The 23,858-nt window shown below is 70.6% G+C and carries 26 protein-coding genes; 17 read left to right on the top strand and 9 right to left on the bottom strand.

The genetic code is table 11. The annotated features are described in order from the left end of the window. The first annotated feature begins 37 nt into the window (after positions 1-37). From OB08_RS08155 to OB08_RS08140, 4 genes are all read left to right on the top strand, one after another. Complete coding sequence (locus tag OB08_RS08155) at positions 38-955, top strand: carbohydrate ABC transporter permease (RefSeq protein ID WP_461473945.1); 918 nt, start codon at positions 38-40, stop codon at positions 953-955. Between the two features lies 1 nt (position 956). Beyond that, complete coding sequence (locus OB08_RS08150) at positions 957-1,862, top strand: carbohydrate ABC transporter permease (protein WP_461473944.1); 906 nt, start codon at positions 957-959, stop codon at positions 1,860-1,862. After that, positions 1,859-3,793 (top strand): glycoside hydrolase family 127 protein, encoded by a 1,935-nt coding sequence (locus OB08_RS08145; protein WP_461473943.1) that lies wholly within the window; start codon positions 1,859-1,861, stop codon positions 3,791-3,793. Before OB08_RS08150 ends, OB08_RS08145 begins: the two co-directional genes overlap by 4 nt. A gap of 134 nt (positions 3,794-3,927) precedes the next feature. Then, positions 3,928-5,169, top strand: a complete 1,242-nt coding sequence (locus tag OB08_RS08140; RefSeq protein WP_461473942.1) for an MFS transporter — start codon at positions 3,928-3,930, stop codon at positions 5,167-5,169. Here the strand turns inward: OB08_RS08140 and OB08_RS08135 are convergent. Beyond that, a complete protein-coding gene (locus OB08_RS08135; protein WP_461473941.1) occupies positions 5,144-5,626 on the bottom strand; it encodes a GNAT family N-acetyltransferase in 483 nt (160 codons plus the stop codon). The genes OB08_RS08140 and OB08_RS08135 overlap by 26 nt on opposite strands. 52 nt (positions 5,627-5,678) lie before the next feature. Here OB08_RS08135 and OB08_RS08130 point away from each other — a divergent pair, with 52 nt between their 5' ends. Further along, positions 5,679-6,020: a DUF2834 domain-containing protein gene (locus tag OB08_RS08130; protein ID WP_461473940.1), complete on the top strand. Its 342-nt coding sequence runs from the start codon at positions 5,679-5,681 to the stop codon at positions 6,018-6,020. 36 nt (positions 6,021-6,056) lie between these two features. Here the strand turns inward: OB08_RS08130 and OB08_RS08125 are convergent, their stop codons facing one another. Both OB08_RS08125 and OB08_RS08120 read right to left on the bottom strand, forming a co-directional pair. Then, positions 6,057-6,275, bottom strand: coding sequence for a hypothetical protein (locus tag OB08_RS08125; RefSeq protein WP_461473939.1), 219 nt, complete (start codon positions 6,273-6,275; stop codon positions 6,057-6,059). A gap of 51 nt (positions 6,276-6,326) precedes the next feature. Beyond that, positions 6,327-6,833 carry a gluconokinase gene (locus OB08_RS08120; RefSeq protein ID WP_461473938.1) on the bottom strand — a complete coding sequence of 169 codons (507 nt, stop codon included), beginning with the start codon at positions 6,831-6,833 and terminating at the stop codon, positions 6,327-6,329. Positions 6,834-6,998: 165 nt separating this feature from the next. Here OB08_RS08120 and OB08_RS08115 point away from each other — a divergent pair, with 165 nt between their 5' ends. From OB08_RS08115 to OB08_RS08080, 8 genes are all read left to right on the top strand, one after another. Then, complete coding sequence (locus OB08_RS08115; RefSeq protein WP_461473937.1) at positions 6,999-7,367, top strand: PadR family transcriptional regulator; 369 nt, start codon at positions 6,999-7,001, stop codon at positions 7,365-7,367. After that, positions 7,364-8,749 (top strand): permease prefix domain 1-containing protein, encoded by a 1,386-nt coding sequence (locus tag OB08_RS08110; RefSeq protein WP_461473936.1) that lies wholly within the window; start codon positions 7,364-7,366, stop codon positions 8,747-8,749. Before OB08_RS08115 ends, OB08_RS08110 begins: the two co-directional genes overlap by 4 nt. A gap of 78 nt (positions 8,750-8,827) precedes the next feature. Continuing rightward, positions 8,828-10,420, top strand: coding sequence for a radical SAM protein (locus tag OB08_RS08105; RefSeq protein WP_461473935.1), 1,593 nt, complete (start codon positions 8,828-8,830; stop codon positions 10,418-10,420). Further along, positions 10,417-10,734 (top strand): hypothetical protein, encoded by a 318-nt coding sequence (locus OB08_RS08100; RefSeq protein WP_461473934.1) that lies wholly within the window; start codon positions 10,417-10,419, stop codon positions 10,732-10,734. The genes OB08_RS08105 and OB08_RS08100 overlap by 4 nt, the downstream gene beginning before the upstream one ends. Continuing rightward, the gene (locus tag OB08_RS08095; protein WP_461473933.1) at positions 10,721-11,545 is read left to right on the top strand and encodes a prolipoprotein diacylglyceryl transferase; all 825 of its coding nucleotides are present in this window, start codon (positions 10,721-10,723) and stop codon (positions 11,543-11,545) included. Before OB08_RS08100 ends, OB08_RS08095 begins: the two co-directional genes overlap by 14 nt. Next, entirely contained in the window at positions 11,529-12,029 is a 501-nt protein-coding gene (locus OB08_RS08090; protein ID WP_461473932.1) for a hypothetical protein, read from the top strand. Before OB08_RS08095 ends, OB08_RS08090 begins: the two co-directional genes overlap by 17 nt. Positions 12,030-12,199: 170 nt before the next feature. Beyond that, complete coding sequence (locus tag OB08_RS08085) at positions 12,200-12,337, top strand: hypothetical protein (RefSeq protein WP_461473931.1); 138 nt, start codon at positions 12,200-12,202, stop codon at positions 12,335-12,337. 19 nt (positions 12,338-12,356) lie between these two features. Beyond that, the gene (locus OB08_RS08080; RefSeq protein ID WP_461473930.1) at positions 12,357-13,751 is read left to right on the top strand and encodes a glutamate decarboxylase; all 1,395 of its coding nucleotides are present in this window, start codon (positions 12,357-12,359) and stop codon (positions 13,749-13,751) included. A gap of 104 nt (positions 13,752-13,855) precedes the next feature. On the opposite strand, the gene OB08_RS08075 is transcribed toward OB08_RS08080, so the two are convergent. The 4 genes from OB08_RS08075 to OB08_RS08060 form a co-directional block, all read right to left on the bottom strand. Next, positions 13,856-14,656, bottom strand: coding sequence for a DUF1206 domain-containing protein (locus OB08_RS08075; RefSeq protein WP_461473928.1), 801 nt, complete (start codon positions 14,654-14,656; stop codon positions 13,856-13,858). 82 nt (positions 14,657-14,738) lie between these two features. Then, complete coding sequence (locus OB08_RS08070; protein ID WP_461473926.1) at positions 14,739-15,437, bottom strand: phosphatase PAP2 family protein; 699 nt, start codon at positions 15,435-15,437, stop codon at positions 14,739-14,741. A gap of 121 nt (positions 15,438-15,558) precedes the next feature. Next, positions 15,559-17,094, bottom strand: a complete 1,536-nt coding sequence (locus tag OB08_RS08065) for a glycosyltransferase (protein WP_461473924.1) — start codon at positions 17,092-17,094, stop codon at positions 15,559-15,561. A gap of 62 nt (positions 17,095-17,156) precedes the next feature. Then, on the bottom strand, positions 17,157-18,461 hold the full coding sequence (locus tag OB08_RS08060; RefSeq protein WP_461473922.1) for an MFS transporter: 1,305 nt from the start codon (positions 18,459-18,461) through the stop codon (positions 17,157-17,159). A gap of 287 nt (positions 18,462-18,748) precedes the next feature. On the opposite strand from OB08_RS08060, the gene OB08_RS08055 reads away from it, so the two are divergent. Further along, positions 18,749-19,510 carry a hypothetical protein gene (locus tag OB08_RS08055; protein WP_461473920.1) on the top strand — a complete coding sequence of 254 codons (762 nt, stop codon included), beginning with the start codon at positions 18,749-18,751 and terminating at the stop codon, positions 19,508-19,510. On the opposite strand, the gene OB08_RS08050 is transcribed toward OB08_RS08055, so the two are convergent. Further along, positions 19,507-20,262, bottom strand: coding sequence for an EI24 domain-containing protein (locus OB08_RS08050; protein WP_461473918.1), 756 nt, complete (start codon positions 20,260-20,262; stop codon positions 19,507-19,509). The two genes, OB08_RS08055 and OB08_RS08050, sit on opposite strands and share 4 nt — an antisense overlap. 104 nt (positions 20,263-20,366) lie before the next feature. Between OB08_RS08050 and OB08_RS08045 the strand changes: the two genes are divergently transcribed. Beyond that, on the top strand, positions 20,367-21,122 hold the full coding sequence (locus OB08_RS08045) for an alpha/beta fold hydrolase (protein WP_461473916.1): 756 nt from the start codon (positions 20,367-20,369) through the stop codon (positions 21,120-21,122). A 118-nt stretch (positions 21,123-21,240) separates the two neighbouring features. Next, on the top strand, positions 21,241-22,095 hold the full coding sequence (locus OB08_RS08040) for a hypothetical protein (protein ID WP_461473914.1): 855 nt from the start codon (positions 21,241-21,243) through the stop codon (positions 22,093-22,095). A gap of 29 nt (positions 22,096-22,124) precedes the next feature. On the opposite strand, the gene OB08_RS08035 is transcribed toward OB08_RS08040, so the two are convergent. Further along, entirely contained in the window at positions 22,125-23,114 is a 990-nt protein-coding gene (locus OB08_RS08035; protein WP_461473912.1) for an NADP-dependent oxidoreductase, read from the bottom strand. 113 nt (positions 23,115-23,227) lie between these two features. On the opposite strand from OB08_RS08035, the gene OB08_RS08030 reads away from it, so the two are divergent. Then, a complete protein-coding gene (locus OB08_RS08030; protein ID WP_461473910.1) occupies positions 23,228-23,854 on the top strand; it encodes a hypothetical protein in 627 nt (208 codons plus the stop codon). Positions 23,855-23,858 lie beyond the last annotated feature (4 nt).

Below are 23,858 nucleotides of genomic sequence, written 5' to 3'. Positions count from 1 at the left end.
AGCGCACCCCGCCGGCCCCATTCCAAGGAGCGATGACGTGGCCTTCACCACCACCGCACGATCGATCCGCAAGTCGCGGGCGCGGGCGCGCAGCCCGCTGGGCGGCCCGGTCCAGGGCTGGCTGTATGCAGCCCCGACGGCGATCTTCGTCGTGGCGCTGTTCCTCATCCCCCTGCTGCTCGTGCTGCAGATGTCGGGATCGGACTGGCCCCTGCTGCGCGGCAACCTCGGGTGGAACCTCCCCGAGAACTACGTGGACGCGGTGAACCACCGCCTGTTCTGGGACTCGATCTGGTTCACGCTGAAGTACACCGTCATCACGACCGTCCTGCTGGTCGGCCTCGGTCTCGGCCTCGCGCTGCTCGTGCAGGAGTCGTCGGCCTGGAAGGGATTCCTGCGCACGTCGTTCCTGATCCCCAGCGCTCTGGGCCTCGCCTCGGCATCCCTCCTCTTCTACGTGCTGTACTCGCCGTTCGCCGGCCCCTTCGCCGACCTCATGGAGTCGTGGGGCATCACCTTCCTCGGCACGCCGGAGGGCGCGCTGTGGTCGACGGTGTTCCTCATCGTGTGGCGGTACGCCGGCTTCTACATGCTGCTCATGCTCGTAGGACTGCAGGGCATCCCCGAGGACGTCTTCGAGGCCGCTCGCATCGACGGCGCGAGCCGCTGGCAGACCTTCCGGCACATCACCGTGCCGCTGCTGCGCCCGACCTTCGCCCTGACGATCGTGCTCTGCGTCACCGGGTCGCTGCTGGCCTTCGACCAGTTCTACATCCTCACCAAGGGCGGTCCGGACAACAGCACCATGACGATCGTCCAGCTCATCTACAACATCGCCTTCCAGGGCCAGAACAACCTCGGCATCGCCGCCGCGCTGTCGGTCATCGTGCTGCTGGCCCTCATCGTCATCAACGTCGTGCAGCTGCGCGCGTTCAACCGTCCCGAGGAGGCGTGACATGGCTCTCACACAAGCGCCCACCGAATCGACACGCACGATCGTCGCCCCGAAGCTGAAGGGCACTCCGCGCCTCGCGCGACGCCGCTCGACGCGCCTGGTGTGGGGCATCCCGTACGGCATCTTCACCGCCGCGCTCGCGATCATCTTCCTGTACCCGCTGGTGTGGACGACCGTGTCGTCGTTCAGCCCGCAGGCGGGCTCGGCACAGACGGACGGCTGGGGCTTCGGCAACTACGTCTCGCTCGCCAACTTCCAGGCCGGCATCTGGGTCTACCTGGGCAACTCGCTCTTCGTGTCGCTGGTGACGGTGCTGCTCACGCTCGTCGTGTCGTTCCTCGGCGGGTACGCCTTCGCGCGGTTCCAGTTCCCGGGCAAGAACCTGCTGTTCCTCCTCGTGCTGGCGATCCTGATGGTGCCGTACGCGACGCTGCTCATCCCGCTGTACGTCATCCTGAACGCGATCGGCCTGCAGAACTCGCTTCTCGGCGTCGCGCTCGTGCTCACGATGTTCCAGCTGCCGTTCTCGATGTTCATGATGCGGATCTCGTTCGAGTCGATCCCGAAGGAGCTCGACGAGGCCGCGCTGGTCGACGGCTGCAACAGCTTCACCGCCCTGTGGCGCGTGCTGCTTCCGGCGGTGAAGCCCGGCCTGATCACGGTGGGCCTCTTCGCGTTCCTCACCGCGTGGAACGACTTCATCGCACCGCTGATCCTCATCAACGACACCAATCGCATGACGCTGCCGCTGGCGGTGGCGAACCTCCGCGGTCAGGTGATGGGCGTGATCGACTACGGCGCGACGGAGGCGGGTGTCGTCGTCCTGGCGCTGCCCTGCATCGTGCTCTTCCTGGTGCTGCAGCGCCACTACGTCCGCGGATTCATGTCGGGAGCTTTCAAGGGATGACCATGCACACCTTCACCCCCGCGCCCCAGGCGCCCGTGGTGCCCGGACGTGGGCGGCTGCGGCCGCTCGGCCTCGGCGATGTCCGCATCACCGGTGGGTTCTGGGGCGATCGCCAGACGGTCAACGGCCGCGAGACGCTCGACCACATCGGGTCGCGCCTCGAGTCCGAGGGCTGGCTGCCCAACTTCGACCTCGCCGTGAGCGGCGGTCTGCCGGCGGGCCGGCGCGGTCGCGAGTTCTCCGACTCCGAGGTCTACAAGTACCTCGAAGCCCTCGCGTGGGAGATCGGCCGCACCGACGACGACGCGCTCGAAGAGCGCTTCCGCCAGGTGGTGGCCCGCGTGACGGCCGCGCAGGAAGAGGACGGATACCTCAACACGATGTTCGGGCGGCGTGGGCAGGGCGCCCGGTGGTCCGACCTCGAATGGGGTCACGAGCTCTACTGCCTCGGCCACCTGTTCCAGGCAGCGGTGGCGCGTGAGCGCACGCGCCCCGGAGCCGACGACGGGCTGATCGGCGTCGCTCGGCGGGCGGCGGACCTCGTCTGCGCGACCTTCGGTCCCGACGGCCGCGACGCCATCTGCGGTCACGCCGTGGTCGAGGTGGGGCTCGCCGAGCTCTCGCGGACGACCGGTGATCGCCGCTACCTCGCACAGGCGCGCCTGTTCGTCGAGCGCCACGGGCGCGGCACGCTCCGCGACATCGAGTGGGGCCGCAAGTACTTCCAGGACGACATGGCCGTGCGCGACGCGAAGGTGCTGCGCGGTCACGCCGTGCGGGCGAACTACCTCGCGGCCGGAGCCGTCGACGTCGCGGTCGACGCCGGCGACGGCGAGCTGCTCAAGGCGCTGCGCCGGCAGTGGGACCGCACCTCTGCGCGCCGCACGTACATCACGGGCGGCCAGGGCTCGCACCATCAGGACGAGGCGTTCGGCGACGACTGGGAGCTGCCGCCGGACCGCGCCTACTCCGAGACGTGCGCGAGCATCGGCTCGATCATGTTCTCGTGGCGCCTGCTGCTGGCCGGAGCCGAGGCCCGCCACGCCGACCTCATCGAGCGCACGCTGTTCAACGTGGTCGCGACCTCGCCGGCCCCGGACGGCCGCTCGTTCTACTACGCCAACACGCTGCACCAGCGGGTCCCCGGCGTGCCGGCCGACCCCGACGGCACCTCGCCGCGCGCGTCGTCGTCTCTGCGCGCGCCGTGGTTCGAGGTCTCGTGCTGCCCGCCGAACGTCGCCCGCACGCTCGCGAGCCTCGACGCGTACCTCGCCACGGCCGACTCCGATGGCGTGCAGCTGCACCAGTACGCGCCGTCCTCGGTGCGCACGTCGCTCGACGACGGCCGGGTGGTGTCGTTCGAGGTCGAGACCCAGTACCCCGCCGACGGACGCATCGTCGTGACGCACACGACCGACTCCGACGAGCCGTGGACCCTCAGCCTGCGCGTCCCGTCGTGGGCGTCGGGGGCGTCCCTGCGCATCGTCACGGCCGACTTCGTGCAGCAGCGCGCGGTCGATCCGGGCATGGTGGAGATCCGCCACGCGTTCCGCAGCGGCGACATCGTGCAGCTCGACCTGCCGATGGAGCCGCGCGTGTCGACGCCCGACGGGCGCATCGACGCGGTACGAGGCTGCGTCGCGATCGAGCGCGGCCCGGAGGTGCTGGCGCTGGAGTCGACCGACCTCGTGCCTGCGGGCGTGGACGACGTCGGCTGCGTGGGCATCGTCCCGGGAGCGCAGCCGGTGGAGCGCGACGGGCGCGTCTGGATCGCGGTCCGGCGGCTCCCGCTCGAGGATGCGCGGTGGCCCTACGGTGAGCCGGTGACCGAGCGCGACGCCACGACGGCGGAGGTGCCGCTCGTGCCCTACCACGAGTGGGCGGAGCGCGGCCCGTCGACCATGCGGGTGTGGATCCCCGAGGCGGTCTGACCGCCATTCAGAGTCCGGACAGGTGCCCCCGCTAGACTGGGGGCACCATCCCGGATGTGTATCTACCTGGCCCCACGCGGATCAAGGCGGCACGAGTTGCCGCGAATCGCGGCGGACGCACACAGGAATCTTCGATGCACACCACTCTGGCCGCACCGCGCCGCACCTCGCTCGTCCGCGAGACGGGCTTCGCCTACTTCCCGATCGCGCTGATCGCGCGGCTGCCGTTCGCCATGATGGTGGTCGGCATCCTGACCCTCGTCGTCTCGGCGCGCGACTCCCTCGCGCTCGGCGGACTCACCTCCGCGATGACGGGCCTCGGCACGGCGCTGATCGGCCCGCTGCTGGGCGCCGCGGCGGATCGCTTCGGCCAGCGCCGCGTGCTCCTGATCTCGGGCACGGTGAACAGCCTGCTTCTGCTCGCGATCGCGTGGCTCGCCTTCGCGGCGGTTCCGGATGCCGCACTGCTCGGCGTCGCCTTCCTCATCGGCGCCTCGATGCCGCAGGTCGCCCCGCTCTCGCGCAGCCGCCTCGTCGGCATCATCGGCCGGTCGTTCGCGAAGGACCGCCGCGAGTCCGTCGTCGGCGGCACGATGGCCTACGAGTCGGCCGCCGACGAGATCGTGTTCGTCTTCGGCCCGGTCATCGTCGGCGTGCTCGCGACGACCCTGAATCCCGCCGCGCCCGTGATCGGCGCCGCGGTGCTCGCGCTCGTGTTCGTCAGCGCGTTCGCGTTGCACCCCACCGCGAACGCGGGCGCCGCCGCAGCGGGCGCCAAGCCGCAGCAGGCTCCTGCGCGCGAGCTGGCACGCCCGGCGCTGATGGCGACCGTCGTCGGAGCGCTCGGCATGGGGCTGTTCTTCGGTGCGATGCTCACCTCGCTCACCGCGTTCATGGCCGAGCGCGGCGCCCCCGAGCAGGCGGGTCTCGTCTACGGTGCGATGGGCATCGGCTCGGCCGCGCTGGCACTCGGCGTCGCGCTGTTCCCGGCGCGCTTCACGCTGACCGCGCGCTGGCTCGTCTTCGCGGGCATCTTGGCGGCGGGCACGCTGGCCCTGCCGTTCGCGCAGAGCGTGGGAGCGATGACGCTGTGCCTGCTGGTGATCGGCGTCGGCATCGGCCCGACCCTGGTGACCCAGTACAGCCTCGCCGCGGGTCGCAGTCCCTTCGGCCGTTCGGCCACGGTCATGACGATGCTGGGCTCGGCCGTCGTGGTGGGTCAGTCCGCGGCATCCGCTCTCACCGGCGTCCTCGCCGAGACGGCCGGTGCGCAGACGGCGCTGCTGGCGCCGATCGCCGCCGCGCTCGTCGTGCTCGGCGCGGGGATCGTGAACGCCCCGCTGTCGCGCGTCAGGGCCGCGGCGCGCCCTCGTTGAACGGGTAGCTCACGTGGCCGAAGGGCCACTCGCGCGCGAGCCACTCGGGCACGAACGCGTTGAGCGCCTCGGCGACGCCGGCGGGGGCGTCTGCCACCGTCCACCACGACACCTCTGCGGCGACGGCGCCGTCGACCGGCTCGAGCGGGTCGATGTAGACGCAGCCGAGCAGACGGTCCTCGCCGGCGGTGAGCACCGCGTAGTTGAAGGACTCGTGGGTCTCCATCTCGGCGGCGTGGCGTGCGAGGTCCTCCTCGTCGGCCTCGCGCGTCATGGTGGCCGGCGGCCAGCCCCACGCCTCGCCGTAGATGGCCCACAGCATCTGCTGGTTGCCCATCACGGCGATCATGTCGATGTCCACATCTGCGGCGCGGATCGGGCGCAGGTGCACGCCGTCGACGAGTTCGGCCCGCAGCGGGTGCGCGAAGTCGGCGGGAAGCCAGGCGGTGTCGGTCATGCGCGCTCCAATCGGGTCCCGGCCATCATGCCAGGGGCGGGAGAATCGGCCCATGACCCGTTACTGGACACCGCTCGCCGTCGTCTTCCTGCTCCTGGCCGTCGCCGGGCTCATCGGCACGTGGTACTTCAACGTGCTCGCGATCGTCGAGCTGCGCGACTTCGTCGGCGACCTCGTGACGAGCGGACCGGCGGTGTCGTCGATCTCGGTGGATCTGCTCGTCGTCGCCGTCGCGGGCAGCGTCTTCATCATCGCGGAGGCACGCCGTCTGGGTATGAGGTTCGGGTGGCTGTACGTCGCCGGCGCCGCTGTCACCGCCTTCGCCTTCACCTTCCCGCTGTTCCTCGCGATGCGCGAGCGCCGGAGGGTCGAGCTGGCGAACGCGGTCGAGTGACGCGCGCCGCGTCGGAGTGCGGGGGCGCCGGCCGCGTCAGAGCGCGGCGATGCGGGTCTTCAGCTGCTCGAGCGTGTCGGCGGGGAGCTGACTGCCGGCCATCTTGAGCACGGCGGCGGCGGGCATGCCCTTCGCGAAGCCGATCATCGGGTGGTCGGGAAGCTCCGGCACCAGCTCGACGATGATGCCGCGCGCCTCGGGATCGTCGAGGAGCTGGCCGAGCGTGGTCGTCTCGAGGTCGTACTTGCCGGGCATGTGGTTCCCCTCGTGCGGTGCGGCGAAGACCGCCGGCGTGCCTACAGGATGTCAGACTCCGGCGCGCGCGTCCCACCGCTTGCGCGCCTCGGCGACGATGTGCTGCACCGGCTGGTCAACTTTCACGACGGCTCCCTGCTCGTCCGCCTCGAGGGGCTCGAGCGCGGCGAGCTGCGAGGCGAGCAGCGACGGAGGCATGAAGTGGTCGGTGCGCGCGCCGATCCGCGCGGCGAGCAGCTCGGGAGTGCCGTCGAGCTGCACGAAGAACAGCTCGCCCGCGGTCTCGCGCAGGGCGTCGCGGTAGCGGCGGCGCAGCGCGGAACACGCCACGACAGCCAGCCGGCCTTTCGCCGCCTGTACGGCGACGGCCTCGCCGACGACGTGGAGCCACGGCATCCGGTCCTCGTCCGTCAGCGGCGTGCCGGCGGCCATCTTCGCGACGTTCGCAGGGGGATGGAAGTCGTCGGCGTCGAGGTAGATGCCCCCGAGCGCACCGGCGAGCGCGGCGGCGACGGTGGATTTGCCCGACCCTGAGACGCCCATCACGACGAGCGGCATGCGGGTCTCCTTCGGGCGGATCGGATGCCTCGCCCCCGGACCAGGCTACCGAACCGCCCCGCCACCGCTCCCCGGCGATACCGCGGTGCGGGGGCGCGTTCGCGGCCCCCTCGTGTTACCTTGTAGATCTATGTACCTTGTGGTTCTAGGTATAGGAGAAGGAACATGAAGATCGGCAAAGACCTCGTCGCGGCCGCCGCGACCCCGATGGTGCTCGGCATCCTGGCCGAAGGCGAGTCGTACGGCTATGCGATCCTGCAGCGGGTGAGCGAGCTCTCCGACGGTGAGCTCGAGTGGAGCGACGGGATGCTGTATCCCCTCCTCCACCGTCTCGAACGGCTCGGCCACATCGAGGCCACCTGGAGCGCCTCGCCGGCCGGGCGACCGCGCAAGCACTATCGCCTCAGCGGAAGCGGCGAGGCTGCGTTCGCCGAGCAGCGCCGGCAGTGGAGCGTCGTGAGCACCGCGCTGCAGAAGGTGTGGGCCGACCGTGACGGCCGAAGCTCCTTCGCCCTCGGAGGTGCACCCGCATGACCCCCGAACTCGACCCCCGCCTCGAAGAGCAGATCACCGCGTGGCGCGAGTACGTCGGCCGCCGTGACGCGATCGCCGGCCGCGACGTCGACGAGCTCGAAGACCATCTCCGCGACCAGATCGGACGGCTCGAGGCATCCGGTCTCGCTCCTGACGAGGCGTTCCTCGTCGCGGTGAAGCGCATGGGCGGTCTCGACGACCTCTCGCGCGAGTTCGCCCGCGAGCATTCCGACCGGCTGTGGAAGCAGCTCGTCATCGCCGACCCCGAGGCTGCCGCGCCGCGGTCGCGCGCCCTGCCCCTCGCGATCGCGCTGGCGTTCGGCGCGGCCGCCGCCGTCAAGATCCCGGCGCTGTTCGGCATCGGCTTCGAGGACGACGGCGACTTCTACGCGCGCAACATCGCGGTGCTCGTGCTGCCGTTCCTCGCGGCCTACTTCCTGGTGCGCCGGAAGTCGTCGATGGCGACCGCCGTCATCGTCGCCGCACCCTTCGTGCTGGCCGCGCTGGTGCTGAACCTGTACCCCTTCGGCGCGGATGCGACCACGCTCTTCCTCGCGGCCGTCCATGCGATCGTGGCGCTGTGGATCGTCACGGGCATCGCGTATGCCGACGGCGACATACGGTCGAGTCGAGCGCGGATGGACTTCGTGCGCTTCACCGGCGAATGGTTCGTCTACTTCGTGCTCATCGCGCTCGGCGGCGGCGTGCTCATCGCGCTGACGATGGGCGTGTTCGGCGCCATCGGCCTCGACGCCGCCGATTTCGTCGAGAACTGGCTGCTCCCGTGCGGCATCGCCGGCGCGGTCGTGATCGCCGGGTGGCTCGTCGAGGCGAAGCAGAGCGTCATCGAGAACATCGCCCCCGTGCTCACGAAGCTCTTCACCCCGCTGTTCACGGTGCTGCTCCTGGCCTTCTTCGTGGCGGGCCTGCTGCAGGGCAGCCTGGTCGACCCGGCGAGCGGATCCTCCGAGATGTTCGGGCAGCGCGACATGCTGATCATCTTCGATGTCGTGCTGGTCGTCGTCCTCGGCTTGCTCCTGTACGCCCTTTCGGCGCGCGACCCGATGGCGCCGGCGTCGTGGTTCGATCGCCTGCAGCTGGTGATGGTGATCGCGGCGATCCTCGTCGACCTGCTCGTGCTGATCGCGATGATCGGACGCATCGCCGAATTCGGCGCCAGCCCCAACAAGCTGACCTCACTCGGGCTGAACCTCATCCTGCTGGCGAATCTGGCCGGTGCCGCGTGGCTGCAGCTGCGCTTCGTGATGGGACGCGCCCGGTACGAGCGCCTCGAGCGCTGGCAGACCGGGTTCATCCCGGTCTATCTGGCATGGGCGGCGATCGTCGTCGTCGTCTTCCCGCCCGCCTTCGGCTACGTGTGATCCGCGGGGGCGCGCGCGGTCTCCACCGATCCGCGCTCGTCTCCGGTCCGGACGAGACTCGGGGTCTATGTTGGGCGCATGAGCCAGAGCACCGGTGCCGGCATGCCGCTGCGCGACTACCGCGTCCACCGCTACGTCAACGCGTTCTGCCCTCAGTGCCATGAGGAGGACCCCGACCGCGAGCTCTCGCAGGTGGCGCGCCTCTCGGGCTGGCTCGCGGTCCGCGACGGCCGCGTCTGGCTGGAGCGCGGATGCCCCGTCCACGGCTTCGTCCGCACGCTCTACGACGAGTCGGCCGAGATCCTCTCGTATCTCGAGGAGTGGACGGCGCCGACGAAGGTGCACACGCCCGACACGCTGGGCAATTTCAAGCCCGTGCCGTCCGCGTATGAAGACGGGCTGCCCCAGATGCAGACCCAGCACACCTGCATCCTTCTCGAGGACCTGACCGACCACTGCAACCTGCGCTGTCCGACCTGCTTCGCGGAGTCGAGCCCCGCCGCCTCCGCGATCGCCCCGCTCGCCGAGGTGCTCGCGTCGGTCGACGCGCGCCTCGCCCGCGAGAACGACCGCATCGACGTCCTGATGCTCTCCGGCGGCGAGCCGACGCTCTACCCCTGGCTGGAGCAGTTGCTCGAGCACCTCGTCGCGCGTCCGATCGTGCGCATCCTCATCAACTCCAACGGTCTGCGCATCGCGCAGGACGACGCCTTCGTCGAGGTGCTCAAGCGGCACCGCGAGCGCGTCGAGATCTACCTCCAGTACGACGGCGAGAGCGCCGAGGCGTCCGCGTTCCATCGCGGCGCCGACATCCGCCGGTTCAAGGAGCGCGCGCTCGCCCGCCTCTCCGAGGCCGGGGTGTTCACCACCCTCACCATGACCGCCACCCTCGGCGTCAACGACGGCGAGATCGGCGCGGTGATCCGCCGGGCGATGGCCACCCCGTACGTGGGCGGCGTCACGATCCAGCCGGTGTTCGGCTCAGGGCGCTCGTCGGGGATCGATCCGAACGACCGGCTGACGCACACCGGCGTGCTGACGCGCCTGGGCCCGCAGACCGACGGCGAGGTGACGTGGCGCGACCTCACGGCGCTCCCGTGCAGCCACCCGCACTGCTGCTCCGTCGGCTACCTGCTGCGCGACGACTCCGGCGAATGGAAGTCGCTCACGGCGCTCATCGGGCACGACCGGCTCAAAGAATTCCTCGACCTGCAGCCCGACCTCCTCGCCAATCGCATCGCCGACAGCTCCATCAACCGGGCGCTCAAAGAGGCGGTGAAGGGGTCGCTGCTGGACCTGCTGAGCGAGCAGTCGTCGCTCTCGCACCCGTCGATGTCATCGATCTGGCGCGACATCTGCCAGAACTGCGACCTGGGGATCGGCACGCTCACGGCGCTCGCGACCTCCGCCCTGCCCGGTCAGCACAAGCGTCTGCGCGCGATGCTCGGCGAGCGCGTGCTGCGTGTCACGGTGAAGCCGTTCATGGACATCAACACGATGATCGAGGAGCGCCTCACGCAGTGCTGCGTGCACGTCGCGACCGTGAACGAGACCACCGAGGCGCATCAGTGCGCCCCCTTCTGCGCGGTGCAGGCGTGGGCACCGCTGTCGCGCCGGCGACTCTCGACGGCGACCGGCGGACGACGCGAGATCCCGGTGACGGTCTCATGAGCGCCTTCGACGCGGGCGGGCTCAACCGCTACGACGAGTCGGTCGGCGACCCCGCCCCTCCGTTCGACCCACTGCGACTGTGCGTCTACACCACCGTCGCGGTGATCGCATGCCTGCTCGGCCCCATCGCGGTGCTGGCGTTCGCGGTCATCGCGATCGCCGGATACACCTCGGCGCGGCGGCGCGGCCTCCTTCGGTCCCGGTGCAAGCTCGGCGACACCCGGCTCGTGCTGCTCTACCTGTCGGTGATCGCGGTTCTGGCGGCGGTCGCCGTGCCGTTCTGGGTGATGCTCTGGCTCGGTGTCTGGAGCTGACGCCGTGTTCCCGACGCTGCACGACCTCTTCGGCTGGGGACCGCCGATCGACACGCACTCGGCGTTCGTCGCCCTGGCGCTCGGGGCTGCGGGGCTCGTCTTCCTCGCGGAGTCGCGTCGGCGAGGCGTCACCGATCCGAGAGTGCCGTACCTCGTGCTCGGCGCTCTCGCGGGCGCGGCCCTCTTCTCGCGTCTCGGCACCTGGGCGCAGCACCTCGACCCGGCGAAGAACCTCTCACTGTTCGAGCAGCTCGCCTTCGGCCACGCGTCGATGCTCAGCGCCCTCGTGGGCGCGTGGCTCGGGGTCCACGTCGCCAAGCGGATCGTGAAGTACCGGCCGCGCACCGGCGACCTGTTCGCTCCGGCGGTCGCGATCGCGATGGTGGTGGGACGCTTCGGATGCCTCCTCACCGAGAAGCCGGGGACTCCGACCGGCACCGGGTGGGGCATCGTTCTCGACGCCGTGGCGGCGGCGCGCGTCGGCGCGCCCGCCGGCGTGCCCCTGCACCCGAGCTTCGTGTACGAGATCGTCTTCCAGCTCGCCGCGTTCCTTGCGCTGTGGCTCTGGCTGCGTCACCGGCCGGTCGCTCCGGGCGAACTGCTGACCATCTATATCGCCGCGTACGGCATGTTCCGCTTCTTGGTGGAGTTCGTGCGCGGCAACGAGATCGCATGGCTCGGGATGACGCGTCCCCAGCTCTTCCTGATCGTGACGATTCCGCTGCTCCTCACCCGCCTCGCCTACAAGGCATGGCGCGGAGGACTCGTGCTCCCTGCAGAGAGGATGGCCCCGCATGGACAGACCGCCTGAGAACCCGGACGAGCCGACGCCGCCCGGACCGCCGGACGAGACACCGGGCGAGACGCCGGCCGACCCGTCACCGGCCGCCTCGCCCTCGCCGTATGGCCCGCCCGCCGAGGGCTACGCGCCTCCGCCCGGCGACGTGCCGCCCGCGTACAACGGCTATCCGCCCGGCTACACGCCTCCGCCCGCCTTCGCCCCCTCGGCCGAACCGCCGCAGAAGCCGGAGGGCGGACCGGGCGTGGGCGCCGGGATCGGCACCGGCTGCGGAGTGTCGGTGCTGGGGTTCGTGCTCGTCCTCGGAACCATGGGCATGATCGGTTCGATCTGGGGCTTCATCTGGCCTTTCATCGCGATCGTGATCGCCGCCGGCCTGCTGATGATCTCCCGGCGCTGGCGACGGTTCGCGACCGGCGTGCTCATCGTCTCGGCGGCGACCTGGCTCATCGTGATCGGCCCGTGCATCGCACTCCTCGGCGGTTTCTCGATGTGATCCCGCCCGTCGATCACCCGCCCCGGGTGAGATTCGCAGACACTGTCCGGATCCGTTGACAGCGTCCGCGGCATCCGCGATTCTTGCCTCGTTGACTCGTCGACGACATCTTCCCGACGCTGGCGCTGTCGGTCGGCGTCTCGTCGTCCCACATCAACCTCACCCAGGGCGTGCTCCAGGCCTTCGACGTGTACTTCCAGCAACTGGACATCGGGTGGATGACGACGGTCATGGCGCTGCTGATCGTCTTCGGCATCATCGCGTCGGTGCCGATCATGGTGATCCAGAGCCCCAAGACCGCGAACTGACAACCGGAGGAAGACGGAAATGCTGCACAAGAAAGACGACGTCAGAGACGAGCTGCTCGACGAGGTGTTCGCTTCGACGGACCTCTCGGTCTCGCTCCCGAAGTATCGGATGCCCCAGAACGAGCATCTCGCGCGCCACGCCTATCAGGTCGTCATCGACGAGCTGATGCTCGACGGCAACTCGCGACAGAACCTCGCCACGTTCTGCCAGACGTGGCTCGAGCCCGAAGTCCGCACCATCATGGCCGAGACCCTCGACAAGAACATGATCGATAAGGACGAGTACCCGCAGACGGCGGAGATCGAGGCGCGCTGCGTGCACATCCTCGCCGATCTGTGGAACTCCCCCGACGCCGCGAACACCCTGGGGACGTCGACCACCGGGTCCAGCGAGGCGGCGATGCTCGGCGGAATGGCCCTGCTGTGGAACTGGCGCGCGCGCCAGCGCGAGGCGGGCAAGCCGACCGACAAGCCCAACATGATCACGGGTCCGGTGCAGGTCTGCTGGCACAAGTTCGCCCGCTACTGGGACGTCGAGCTGCGCGAGATCCCGATGGAGGGCGACCGCTTCATCATGAACGCGGACGAGGTCATCAAGCGCGTCGACGAGAACACGATCGGCGTCGTGCCCACGCTCGGCGTCACGTTCACCGGGCAGTACGAGCCGGTGCACGAGGTCAGCGATGCGCTCGACAAGCTGCAGGAGGAGAAGGGGCTCGACATCCCGATCCACGTCGACGGCGCCAGTGGCGGGTTCCTCGCCCCCTTCACGGTGCCCGAGCTGGTGTGGGACTTCCGCCTGCCGAGGGTGAAGTCGATCAACACGTCCGGCCACAAGTTCGGCCTCGCCCCTCTGGGCGTGGGCTGGGTCGTGTGGCGCGATGCCGAGGACCTCCCCGAGGACCTGATCTTCAACGTGAACTACCTCGGCGGCAACATGCCGACCTTCGCGCTGAACTTCTCGCGTCCGGGCGGCCAGATCGTCGCGCAGTACTACAACTTCGTCCGTCTCGGGCGCGAGGGGTACCGCAAGGTGCAGATGTCATGCCACGACACGGCCATGTACCTGACCGAGGAGATCTCCAAGCTCGGTCACTTCGACATCATCAACGACGGCAGCGCGCCGAACGGCATCCCGGCAGTGTCGTGGAAGCTCAAGGACGGCGTCGACCACGGCTTCACCCTGTTCGACCTGGCCGACCGGCTGCGCACCCGCGGCTGGCAGGTGCCGGCCTACACGATGCCCCCGAATCGGCAGGACCTGCCGGTGCAGCGCATCCTGGTCAAGCAGGGCTTCGACCGCGATGCGGCGTCGCTCCTGATGGGCGACTACCGCGCTGCGATCGAGCACTTCGACCGGCACCCGATCGTCAACTCGATGACCGAGGAGGAAGCGGGCACGTTCCACCACTGAACGCATTTGCAGGACAACGACCGAGGGGGGCCTTGCCGCAAGGCCCCCCTCGGGGCGCATACCGGTCGGCCGTGATGGTCCGAACGCCCCGACGCAGCACCTTGTCACATGCGGGCGTAGCGCGCCCGGGCGAAGCAGAAGAGGCCGTAGATCACGAGCCCGAGACCGACCACCCAGAGGATCACCGGGCCGAACGGCAGCTCGGCGAGCGCGTGCACGGCGGCGTCGAGCCCGCCGGCCGCCTCCGCGTCGTGCGTCAGCGCAGCCACGACGAAAAGGATGCCGGTGACGGCGACCGCGATGCCCTTGGCGATGTAGCCGACGACACCGAAGGTCACGATGCCCTTGCGCGCCGCACCGCCCGGGGTGGCGAGATGCTTCTCGAACGCCCTTGTCGCCCCTCGCACCACGAAGGCGGCACCGATCGCGAAGACGAGGAGGCCGACCAGGATCAGGAGCACGACCCCGCCGGGTGTGGCGAGCAGCTGTGCGCTGAAGGACGACGTCGACTGCGAGGAGTCGGAGTTGCCGCCGAGCGCGTAGACGACAGCGGTGAGGGCGATGGCCAGATAGGCCACGGCAGTCCCGATGAACTTGATGCGATGGCCCCACTTCTTCTTCCCGTCGGGGTCGGACTCGACGACTGCCTCGGCGATCTGCCAGACCGCGAGCGCGGTCAGACCGATGGCGATGGCCCAGAGGAGGGCGACGCCGGCCGGGGAATTGCGGATCTGCTCCATCGCACCGCCCTGATCGGCCTCGCCGCCGCCACCCGTGGCGACGGAGATGGCGATGATGCCGATGACGATGTGGACGATGCCCAGGACGACGTAGCCGATGCGGGCGATGACGCGGAACGCGGTCGAGTCCTGCGCGACGCGTGCGGCGGATTTTGCGGTGCTCACGGCGAGATCGTAGCGAGCCGCCGGCTCTTCGTCGCAGGGCTTGACGCCACCTCCGAGAGCGGTCCCGAACGACCGCAGGCGGTCAGGAGCCGGGGGCGACGACCTCGTCGGCGGCGGCGACGGACTTGCGCGAGCGGCGGTCGCGCAGCGCCTCGACCGCGGTCCACACCAGGCAGGCGACCGCGACGCCTTCGAGCATTCCCGCGACGACGTCGCTGAGCCAGTGGGCGTACAGGTAGGTGCGGCTCCACATCATGTAGACCACCCACGTCGCGCCGAGCGCCCACACCCACCATCGCCGCAGCAGCAGGCCGAGAGTCACGGCGACGGTCGTCGCGACGGCGGTGTGCCCCGACGGGAACGAGGTCGCAACGCTCTCCGCGAGCGAGTTCTCGGGCCTCACGCGGGCGATGATCGCGGCCATCGGAGCGCCGATCGCGACGACGAGGACGATCGCGGCGGCCATGGTGACGGCATCCCACGGCCTTCGCCGCCACGCGAACAGCGCCACGATCGCGATGCCGATGACGATCATGCCGATGGTCCCGCCGACGATCGCCGGGACCCACGCGGCGACGAGGCCCGCAGGCGTCGCCGTGGCGACCATCAGGTCGTGCCACCAGACGTCGAGGTCGAGGGGCTGGTGTCCGCCGAGGCCGACCACGACGCGCAGCAGCGCGAACGCCACGGTGGCCGCCACGCCGATGACCAGGACGACGGAGCGGCGGGCGTCGACCTCGGCGAGGTCCTCCTCGGAGGCGGGGGAGGCGGGGGTGCTCACCCTCCCACGTATAGCCGATACCGCGGCGCGGGAGCGACCCCTTGCGCGCGACCCGATCGGCGGTCAGACCCGACGTCCCCGCAGTCCGCAGCGGTCCACCCGAAGCCCGTGAAGCGCTGTCTCATCCGGGGCTGCCGGCCGCCCATCTCGACACGCGCCGCACGCGCGTCACTGCTCGCAGGGCGGTGGTCGCGACGTCCCGAGCAGCCGGCCAGCGACTCGCGGCGGCGCGTATGGCGGGACTGCGACGCAGCGCGCGGCGCATCCAGGCGAGCTCGAACGCCTCCGCCCATTCCCCCACCACCATCTCCGGCGCGAACGCCCGGGTCGAGCGCACGGCGCGCTCGCGCATCCGCCGCCGCGTGCGTTCGGGCAGCGCCACGAAGCGCGCGATCGCCCGCGCGAGCGCCGCCGTATCGCCGGCGGGAACGAGGAAGCCGTTGCGGCCGTCGCGGATGATGTCGCGCGGCCCGTAGTCGATGTCGTAGGCGATCGGCACGCAGCCCGCCGCCATCGCCTCGACGAGAGCGAGCGGGAACCCCTCCGAATGCGCGGTGAACAGGGCGAAAGATGCCGCGGCGAGGCGCTCCCGCGCATCGGGCACGTGCCCGTGCAGCCGGATGCCCCGGTCGCCCGCCGCCTGCCGCTCGAGGGCGGCACGGCTCTCGCCGTCGCCGAAGACGTCGAGCGTGATCGGCGCGGCGCTCCACTGGGTGACGAGCCTGGCGGCGGCGATGGCGTGCGACACGCGCTTGCGCCTGGTGAGCGAGGCGATCACGATGCCGCTCGTCACCGGACGCGCTGCATCCGTCACCATCGAAGGGCGCGCGGGGCCGACGTTGGGGAGGACGGCGACATTCCGCCCGGGCGGCGCATCCCGGCGCAGATCACGCGCCTGCGACGCGGTGAGCACCGCGACGACGTCGAACAGCTGCGATCGGGTGAGCGCGGTGCGACGCGATGCCTTCAGCGCGCCCGAGGCGTCGCGGTGCGAACCGTGCACGACGTGCGCGGTGAACACGTGCGGCCGGCGGTAATCGAGCATGAAGGGCGCGATCGTCTTGCTGTCCACGATGAACCAGCTCGGCTCGCCCGCCGTCAGGGCATCCAGCCAGTCCGCATAGAGATGCCACATCCGCCGCCACTCCCGCACAGGGTTCCCTCGGCGATCGTGCAGCACGATGCGGCGCCCGCCGACCTCACCCCTCCGTCGCGCGTCGCGGTGATCGCCGACCAGCAGCGACCCGTCGGCCCGGAAGTGGTCGGTCTGCAGCATCCGCCCCTCGCCGTCGTGGCGCACGCGTGAGAGCACCGCGCCGTCGCGGATGCGCTCGACGGCCGCGTCGCCGGCCGCGACGGGCATGGAGGGCGCGACGACGCCGGAGGATCCCGGCAGCTCGTGCTCCCGCAGCCAGTCGTAGAGGTTGAGGATCCGGATGCCGGGGCTCAGCGCACCCGAGGCACGCAGTCGTCGCTCGACCTCGGGGTAGTCGGGCCGCGCGTCGAAGGTCAGCACGTCGACCGGCGTGTCCGCCACCTGGTCGAACGCGCGCGAGCGCCGCAGCATCGCCTCGGTCATGCCGCCGAAGTCGTCGGGGACGGACCACGTGACGGCGAAGTGCCTGCCCGCGGGCAGTCGCGGCGCACGGACTCCCATCGGTCCATTGTGGCCGCGGCCGCGTGCGCGTCCGCCGGGCTTGACCCCTCGTGGGCGGTGAACTAGACCGACGGCGTCGGGGCGGCAGACGCACCGGGCGTCGCGGCCGCGCCGATCGTCTCCTGCTCGTGCAGGAAGGCGCTCTCGCCCACCCGATCGCGGAAGACGATCCAGGCCACGACGACACCGACCGCGCCGGCCGTCGCGATCACGACGTAGAGCACGGCGGGCCCCACCTGGAGGACGAGCGGCGTGACCGCGGCGAAGCCGGCCGCCACGAGACGTGCCGTGGCGATGATCGCGCCCTGCGCGGTGCCGCGCAGGAGGGTGGGGAACGACTGCTGGGTCCAGATCTTCATCACGGCCTCGAAGGCGAAGACGTTGCCCACCGCGCCGAGCACCAGCGCCGCGATGTAGCTCGCCGGGCTCACCCCGAAGACCGCCAGCACGAGCGGAGAGGACACACCGCAGACGGCGCCCACGCGGAAGTACGCGAAGACCACGCCGCGATCGGCGATGCGCATGAACCAGAGGAACCCGATGATGCCCAGCGGGATCGAGATGATCAGGATGCGTCCCGCCTCGGCGACCGTCGTGCCGCCGTAGTTCACGAGCACGTAGGGGCCGAACTGGCCGTTCGTGTTCGCGATCAGATTGGTCATCGCGTAGAACACGATGAGACCGAGGAACGGCGCGAGGTACGGGCGCGCCAGGAGGGCGCGCGCGCGATGCTGTTGTGCCCGCACGGTCGCGAGCCCCGCGCGCCGCTCCTCACGCGCGATCCGCCACGCCCGGGATTCCGGGATCGACAGCCGCGCGAGCAGGACGACGGCCGCCACCACGCCGACGTGGGCGAAGATGATCCGCACGGCGTCCGCCCCGCGGTCGCCGACGATCGTCACGAGGCCGAGCGTCGCGGCGATGCCGGTGATCCAGAGGATGTTCGAGAAGACCAGCAGCCGGCCTCGACGCTCCTCCCCCGCGGCCTCCGAGATCGTCGCGAGCGAAACGGGCAGATCTGCGCCGACGCCGAGACCCATCACGAGGGCGGCGGGGATGATCGTCGTGACCGTGTCGGCGAAGAGCAGCATGGCGGCCGCGATGACGATCATGCCGACGGTGGCGAGGAAGAGCGGGCGCCGGCCGAGGCGATCGCCAAGCCGCCCACCGACCAGCGCGCCGACGGCGATGCCGATCGTGAGGCAGGCCGAAGCGATCCCCACCTGCGCGGGCGAGAGCATACCCAGGCCCTGGAAGATCACGACGCTGCTGCTGAAGCCCGCGATCGCCGAGGCGTCGATGTACGACGCCATGCCGCACACCACCGCCACCCACCAAGCGCGCCCCGCGCCGTCCGCCCCGACCATGGCACCCCCCGTGCTCTGTCGGTCATTCTGGCAGGCGGGGTGGGCGCGCGGGCGCCTCGTGACACGGATATCGAAGAGCTTCCGACATCCGAGTTGAGACATGAGACTTCCAGTCTCTAGAGTGTCCAGAGTGCCCGCTGGGAATCGGGCACAGTCGATCCGCAGAAGGCATGCGCAGCCCGGCGGAACGGGCCGGTGCCGGGTCCTGGGGGCCCGGCACCGGAGACTCTTCCGCTGCCCGTCGCGTTCGGCGCCCTTTCCTCGTCGCCGGGGGCGATAATCGAACCGTGGGGGATCCCGAACCTCGATCACGGAAGCCCGCCGGCGAGACACGCGCTCTGCTGCTCGCGGCGGCCGTCGAGCGCGTCAGATCCGACGGGCTGCTCCTCGACTACGCGAACCTCGAGCTCGAGGACCTCATTCGCACGGCAGGGGTCCCGCGCTCCACCGTGTTCCGCATCTGGCCCGATCGCATGGCGTTCATCGCCGACCTCGTCCGCGCCCTGTTCGAGGCGGATCCGGGATTCGACGCCGGCTTCGACGGTGAGACGCTCCGCGTCCTGGGCGAGGTGCTGACCCCCCGCGAGGGCGGACCCGGCACGGCCGAGGAGCGTCAGCTCGCGCTGCGCTCCGCCGTGAGGGTCACCGTCGCCCACAACATCGTCGCCGTCGAGAGCAGCGTCGCCTGGCGCGCCTACCGCACGATGTCGGCGGCCCTCGCAAGCGGCGACGCCGTGCCCGGCGGCGACGAGATCCGCGCACTCCTGGGCGAGATCGAAGGGCGCTACCTCGAGCGGATGGCCGCGCTCTACGAGCAGCTCAACGCCGCCGTCGGCCTGCGGATGCGCGCGGGTGTCACCGAGCGCGACCTGGCGCTCGCGATCATGTCGGTGATCGATGGCATGAGCGACCATCGCCGTATCGACCCGCCGTTCGTGGATCGCGCGCGGACCGTCGATCTGGGTCCGGAGGGGCCGACCGACTGGCACCTCGCCGGTCTCGCCGTGTACGGGGTCTACGCCGCCTTCACCGAGGTGACGGGCACCTAGGCGCTGCCGTCACGCGAGGGCGCGGCATCCGGCTCCAGCAGCGAGCGCGCGAGCATCGTCGAGCCCGCCACGGCCGCGGGCATCGTGACGACGGCGCCGAGCGGAACCATGAAGCACAGCTGCGTCGCCACCCCGAAGCCCAGCACGCGAGCGCGGTGGCGCCTCATCAGCCGGCGGCGGTCGGCAGTCGGCATCCCGCGGGCGGTGAGCCCGCGCGAGGCGAGCTCGTCTGCGAGCAGCCACCCCGTCACGGTGACGGCGAAGATCGTGGCGACCACGCCGCCGACCACCGGGATGAGACCGATCAGGGCGGCGACGATCGAGACGCCGAGGCCGCGCGCGAGGAGCGACAGGCCGTCGGCCACCGAGCGCCAGAAGCCGTAGCCGACCTCGATGCCGGTCGACCCCAGTTCGCGCTCCACCGCGGTCCAGATGCGCTCGTAGAACGGCTCGCCGACGACGAGGGTGACCGCGGTGAACGAGACCGCCACCAGCACGAGCGCCGCCCCGACGAGCGCCGTCCCCACCGCGATGCGGAACACCGTCGCCCACAGGCCGGGCCAGCCATCGGCGAACGGCGTCATCGCCTCGGCGATGCTCGGGAGGAAGCTGCCGAGGGTCACCAGTCCTGCGAGGAAGACGAGGCCGACGATCGCGGCGGGCACGAGTCCCAGAGCCATCAGCCCCGGGCGCCGTCGCCACGAGGCGAACCCCTGGCCCAGCATCCCCATCCCTCGGGCGAACTCGCGCATCCGCATCAGCCTATGCGCGGGTCGGCGGGTCGGCGCAAGCCCACCCGCCCCGCAGGGCGGGCGGGCTACCGTGGCCGGATGCGGAGACGGAAGACCTCGAGGGCGTGACCGGTCGCACCGAGCGCGCGGAACGCCGACTCGCCGCCGGCGAGCTGGTGTTCCGCGTGCTGTCGTCGCCGCGGCCGCGCAGCGAAAAGCCGGCGGTCGTCCTCGTGCACGGGATCGGGGTCTCGCACCGCTACCTGTCGCGCCTGCACGCCGAGCTCGCACAGACCCGTTCCGTGCACTCGCTCGACCTTCCCGGTTTCGGCGGGCTCCCCAAGCCGGTAGGCGACGTCGACGTGCCGAGGATGGCCGAAGGGATCGCGACCGTCCTGGCGTCGCTCGACGTGGGGCCGGTCGTGCTGGTCGGCCACTCCATGGGCTCGCAGTGGGTCGTCGAGGTGGGCGCCCGGCGCCCCGACCTCGTCACCCACGTCGTCGCGATGGGCCCGGTGGCCGATGCCCGCCACCGCTCCGTCTTCGCGCAGACCGCCGCCCTCGCCGTCGACACGCTGGGCGAGACGCCGGCGATCAACGCCGTCGTCTTCACCGACTACCTGCGGTGCGGTCCGCGCTGGTACCTCGCCCAGCTGCGGCACATGCTGGCCTACCGCATCGAGGACCGCGCCGCCGCCCTCACCCGACCGCTCCTCGTCGTGCGCGGCTCGCGGGACCCGATCGCCGGCATGGAGTGGTGCCGGCTGCTCCGCGACCGGGCCGACGACGGGTCGCTCGTCGTGATCCCCGGTGGCCATCACGTCGCGCAGCAGTCGCGCCCGCGTGCCGTCGCCGCCGCCATCCTCGCCTGCTGCACGTAGCGGCTTCGTCGGGCGCCGCCTGCACGCCCGCGTGCCCGCGCGAGGCCGGTCGACGTCGAGCGCGATGCCCCGCACCCCTTCCCGCGCACCCGCACGCGGGAGATAATCGCGTGTGATCGTGAGGCGCCTGTGGATCGCTGCGGCGGTGGTCGCGGCCATCGGCGTGCTCTTCGCTCTGATCCTGCTCGGCTGGATGGCGGACGAGACGCACTTCGACCGCCCGAGCGAGGCGTTCGACGATGTCCACGCGCAGATCGAAGGTCTGCCCGGAGTCGAGAGCGTCGAGAAGGAGCGGTGGGTCGAAGCTCCGACGTTCGCCGACCCCACCTCCTGGATGTCGGTGACGGTGGATCAAGCGGGCCTGCCCGGCCTGATCGAAGCAGCGTGCGCGGCCGACTACGCCGACCCGATCTCGTGGTCGATCCGGGTGCGGACCCCGGCCGCCGCGACCGTATCGCTGCATGCGACGCCGGCCGCCCGCGGCGTTGACGGCACGCTCCCGCAGTGTCCCGACTTCGGGTTCGATGCGGTGCGCGTCGTCGAGGCGCTCGACCGCACCGCCCCCGGTCTCGCCGTCCAGCCATCGACGTGGAGCCCCGGCAGATTCGTGCTGGTGGCCGTCGATGAAGGGCGGCCGGCAGTTTTGGCCGACCTCCTGCCCCTCGTCGAACACGCCGATGACCTGGTCGCCGCCGCCGGTCCGGACATGGGTGAGTTCGTCGAGATCAACTCGGCCGATCTCGGTCTCGTACTCGGCCCCGGCGAGGGGGCCGAGTACCGCGCGCTCCTGACCGCCCTCGTCGACGACCATGGGGTGACCAGCTTCTGGGCGGATACCGATCACACGGGGACCGATGAGGAGGCGACGGTGCAGATCGTCGCACCCGCAGGGCAGCGTGCGGAGATCGAGGAGAGCATCCGCGCCTCGAGCCTGCCGGTCGCCCGATTCACCGTCCGATTCCTCGAGCAGTGAGCACGGCGGGTACCGACGCGGAATGCCGGTCAGGCCATCGCCTCGTGCACGTCGCGCGCTCTCAGCGTCGGATAGGCCGCGCTGATCCGGGTCGTGACCACGATCTTGCCGCGGGCATGGAGCTTCTCGAGATCCTCGTACGCCTCGTCGAGGTCGACCAGGCGGTACACCCCCGACACCAGGAGGCGGAACGCGCCGTCCTCGACCAGGCGGGCGAGGCGCTGGAGCTGCGTCGTCGCCGTCGCGACCGCGTCGGGCTCCTCGCCGAGCAGGCCGAGCTCGACGATCCGCCGGTCGGCGCTGGAGCGATAGCGTGCGGGCGGCACGCCGAGATCCCGGGCGAGGTCCTCGCCGTCCTGTCCGAAGTTGTCGATGAATGCCGTCACCGCCCCGCCGGCGGCCCGCGCGATGCGTTCCGCCATTCCCTCGCCGTACTGGACCGGGGCGATGCCCAGCTGCCGCAGATAGTCGAAGTTGCGCGCGCCGCACGTGCCGATGACCTTTGCTCCCCAGTGCTTGGCGATCTGGGCTTCGATGCTGCCGACCCCGCCCGCCGCGGCCGTGATGACCACCGTGTCTTCGCGGCCGATGCGCAGCTCATCGAGAGTCGTGAGCGCGGTCGCGCCGGCGAGGAAGATCCCGCCGGCCGTCTCCCACGGCATCCGTCGCGGCTTCACGACCAGCGAGCCAGCCGGGACCGTGATGAACGTGGCGTGCGCCCCCGAGCGCACATGCCCGATCACCTCGACTCCCGGGCGCAGGCCCGAAACGTCGGGCCCCACCGCATGCACGATGCCGGCGAAGTCCGAGCCCGAGAGCCGCGGCCACGGCTCGTCGGCCCACTCCGGTTCGTCGCCGCGGCGGATGATCTCGTCGATGTGGCTCACGCCGGCGCAGACGACCTCGACGGTGACCTCCCCCGGTCCGGGACTCGTCAGCGGCATGGTCCGGGCGGTCAGAACCGCCGGTGATCCGGGCGACGCGTACTCGAATCGCATCATCGTGGTGGGCTTCCTCATGATCCGCACTCCTTCGCTGCCGATATCGCCGAGCTCCACTCATGTATTCGGCGCGGCACCGCGGATCGGATGCAGACGCGAGGGATCGCCCACATGCCAATACGCTTGCGCGTATGTCGGAAACCGCCCGGCCCCCTCGCCACCACCGTGACACCCACGAGCTGGTCGCCGTGATCCTGCTGTCGCTCGTCGCCGTCCTGACGGCGTGGTGCGGCTTCGAATCGGCGCAATGGGGTGGCGATTCGTCCGTCGCGTTCGCCGAGGCATCCGCTTCCCGCATCGAACAGGCGGATCACGAGAACGAGGCTCGCGCGGCGCGCGAGATTGACATCGCGCTCTACATGCAGTGGGTGATCGCCGACGCGAACGGCGAGGACGAGCTCGCGGACTACATCTCGGACCGGTTCTCGGCCGAGCTCGCGCCGGCGTTCGAAGCCTGGCGAGCGGACGGGATGCAGGAGAAGTCGCCGTTCCGGCTGGCGGAGTACGTGCCGCCGGGCGCAGCCGAGGCGGAGGCGGAGGGGGCGCGGGCCGAGGAGCTGCAGGCACGCGCGATCGAGTACAACGACAAGGGTGACAACTACTCCCTCATGACCGTGCTGTTCGCGCTCGTGCTGTTCCTCGCCGCGATCGCACAGCGGGGGATCTCGCTGATCGCCTCACGGATCGTGCTGTGGCTCGCCGGCGGCATCGCGCTCGTCGGCCTCATCGTGCTGCTCACCTTCCCCATCCGCTTCTGACGAC

The sequence above is a fragment of the Microbacterium sp. HJ5 genome (assembly GCF_054824025.1).
This window is presented reverse-complemented; position numbering and strand designations above follow the sequence as displayed.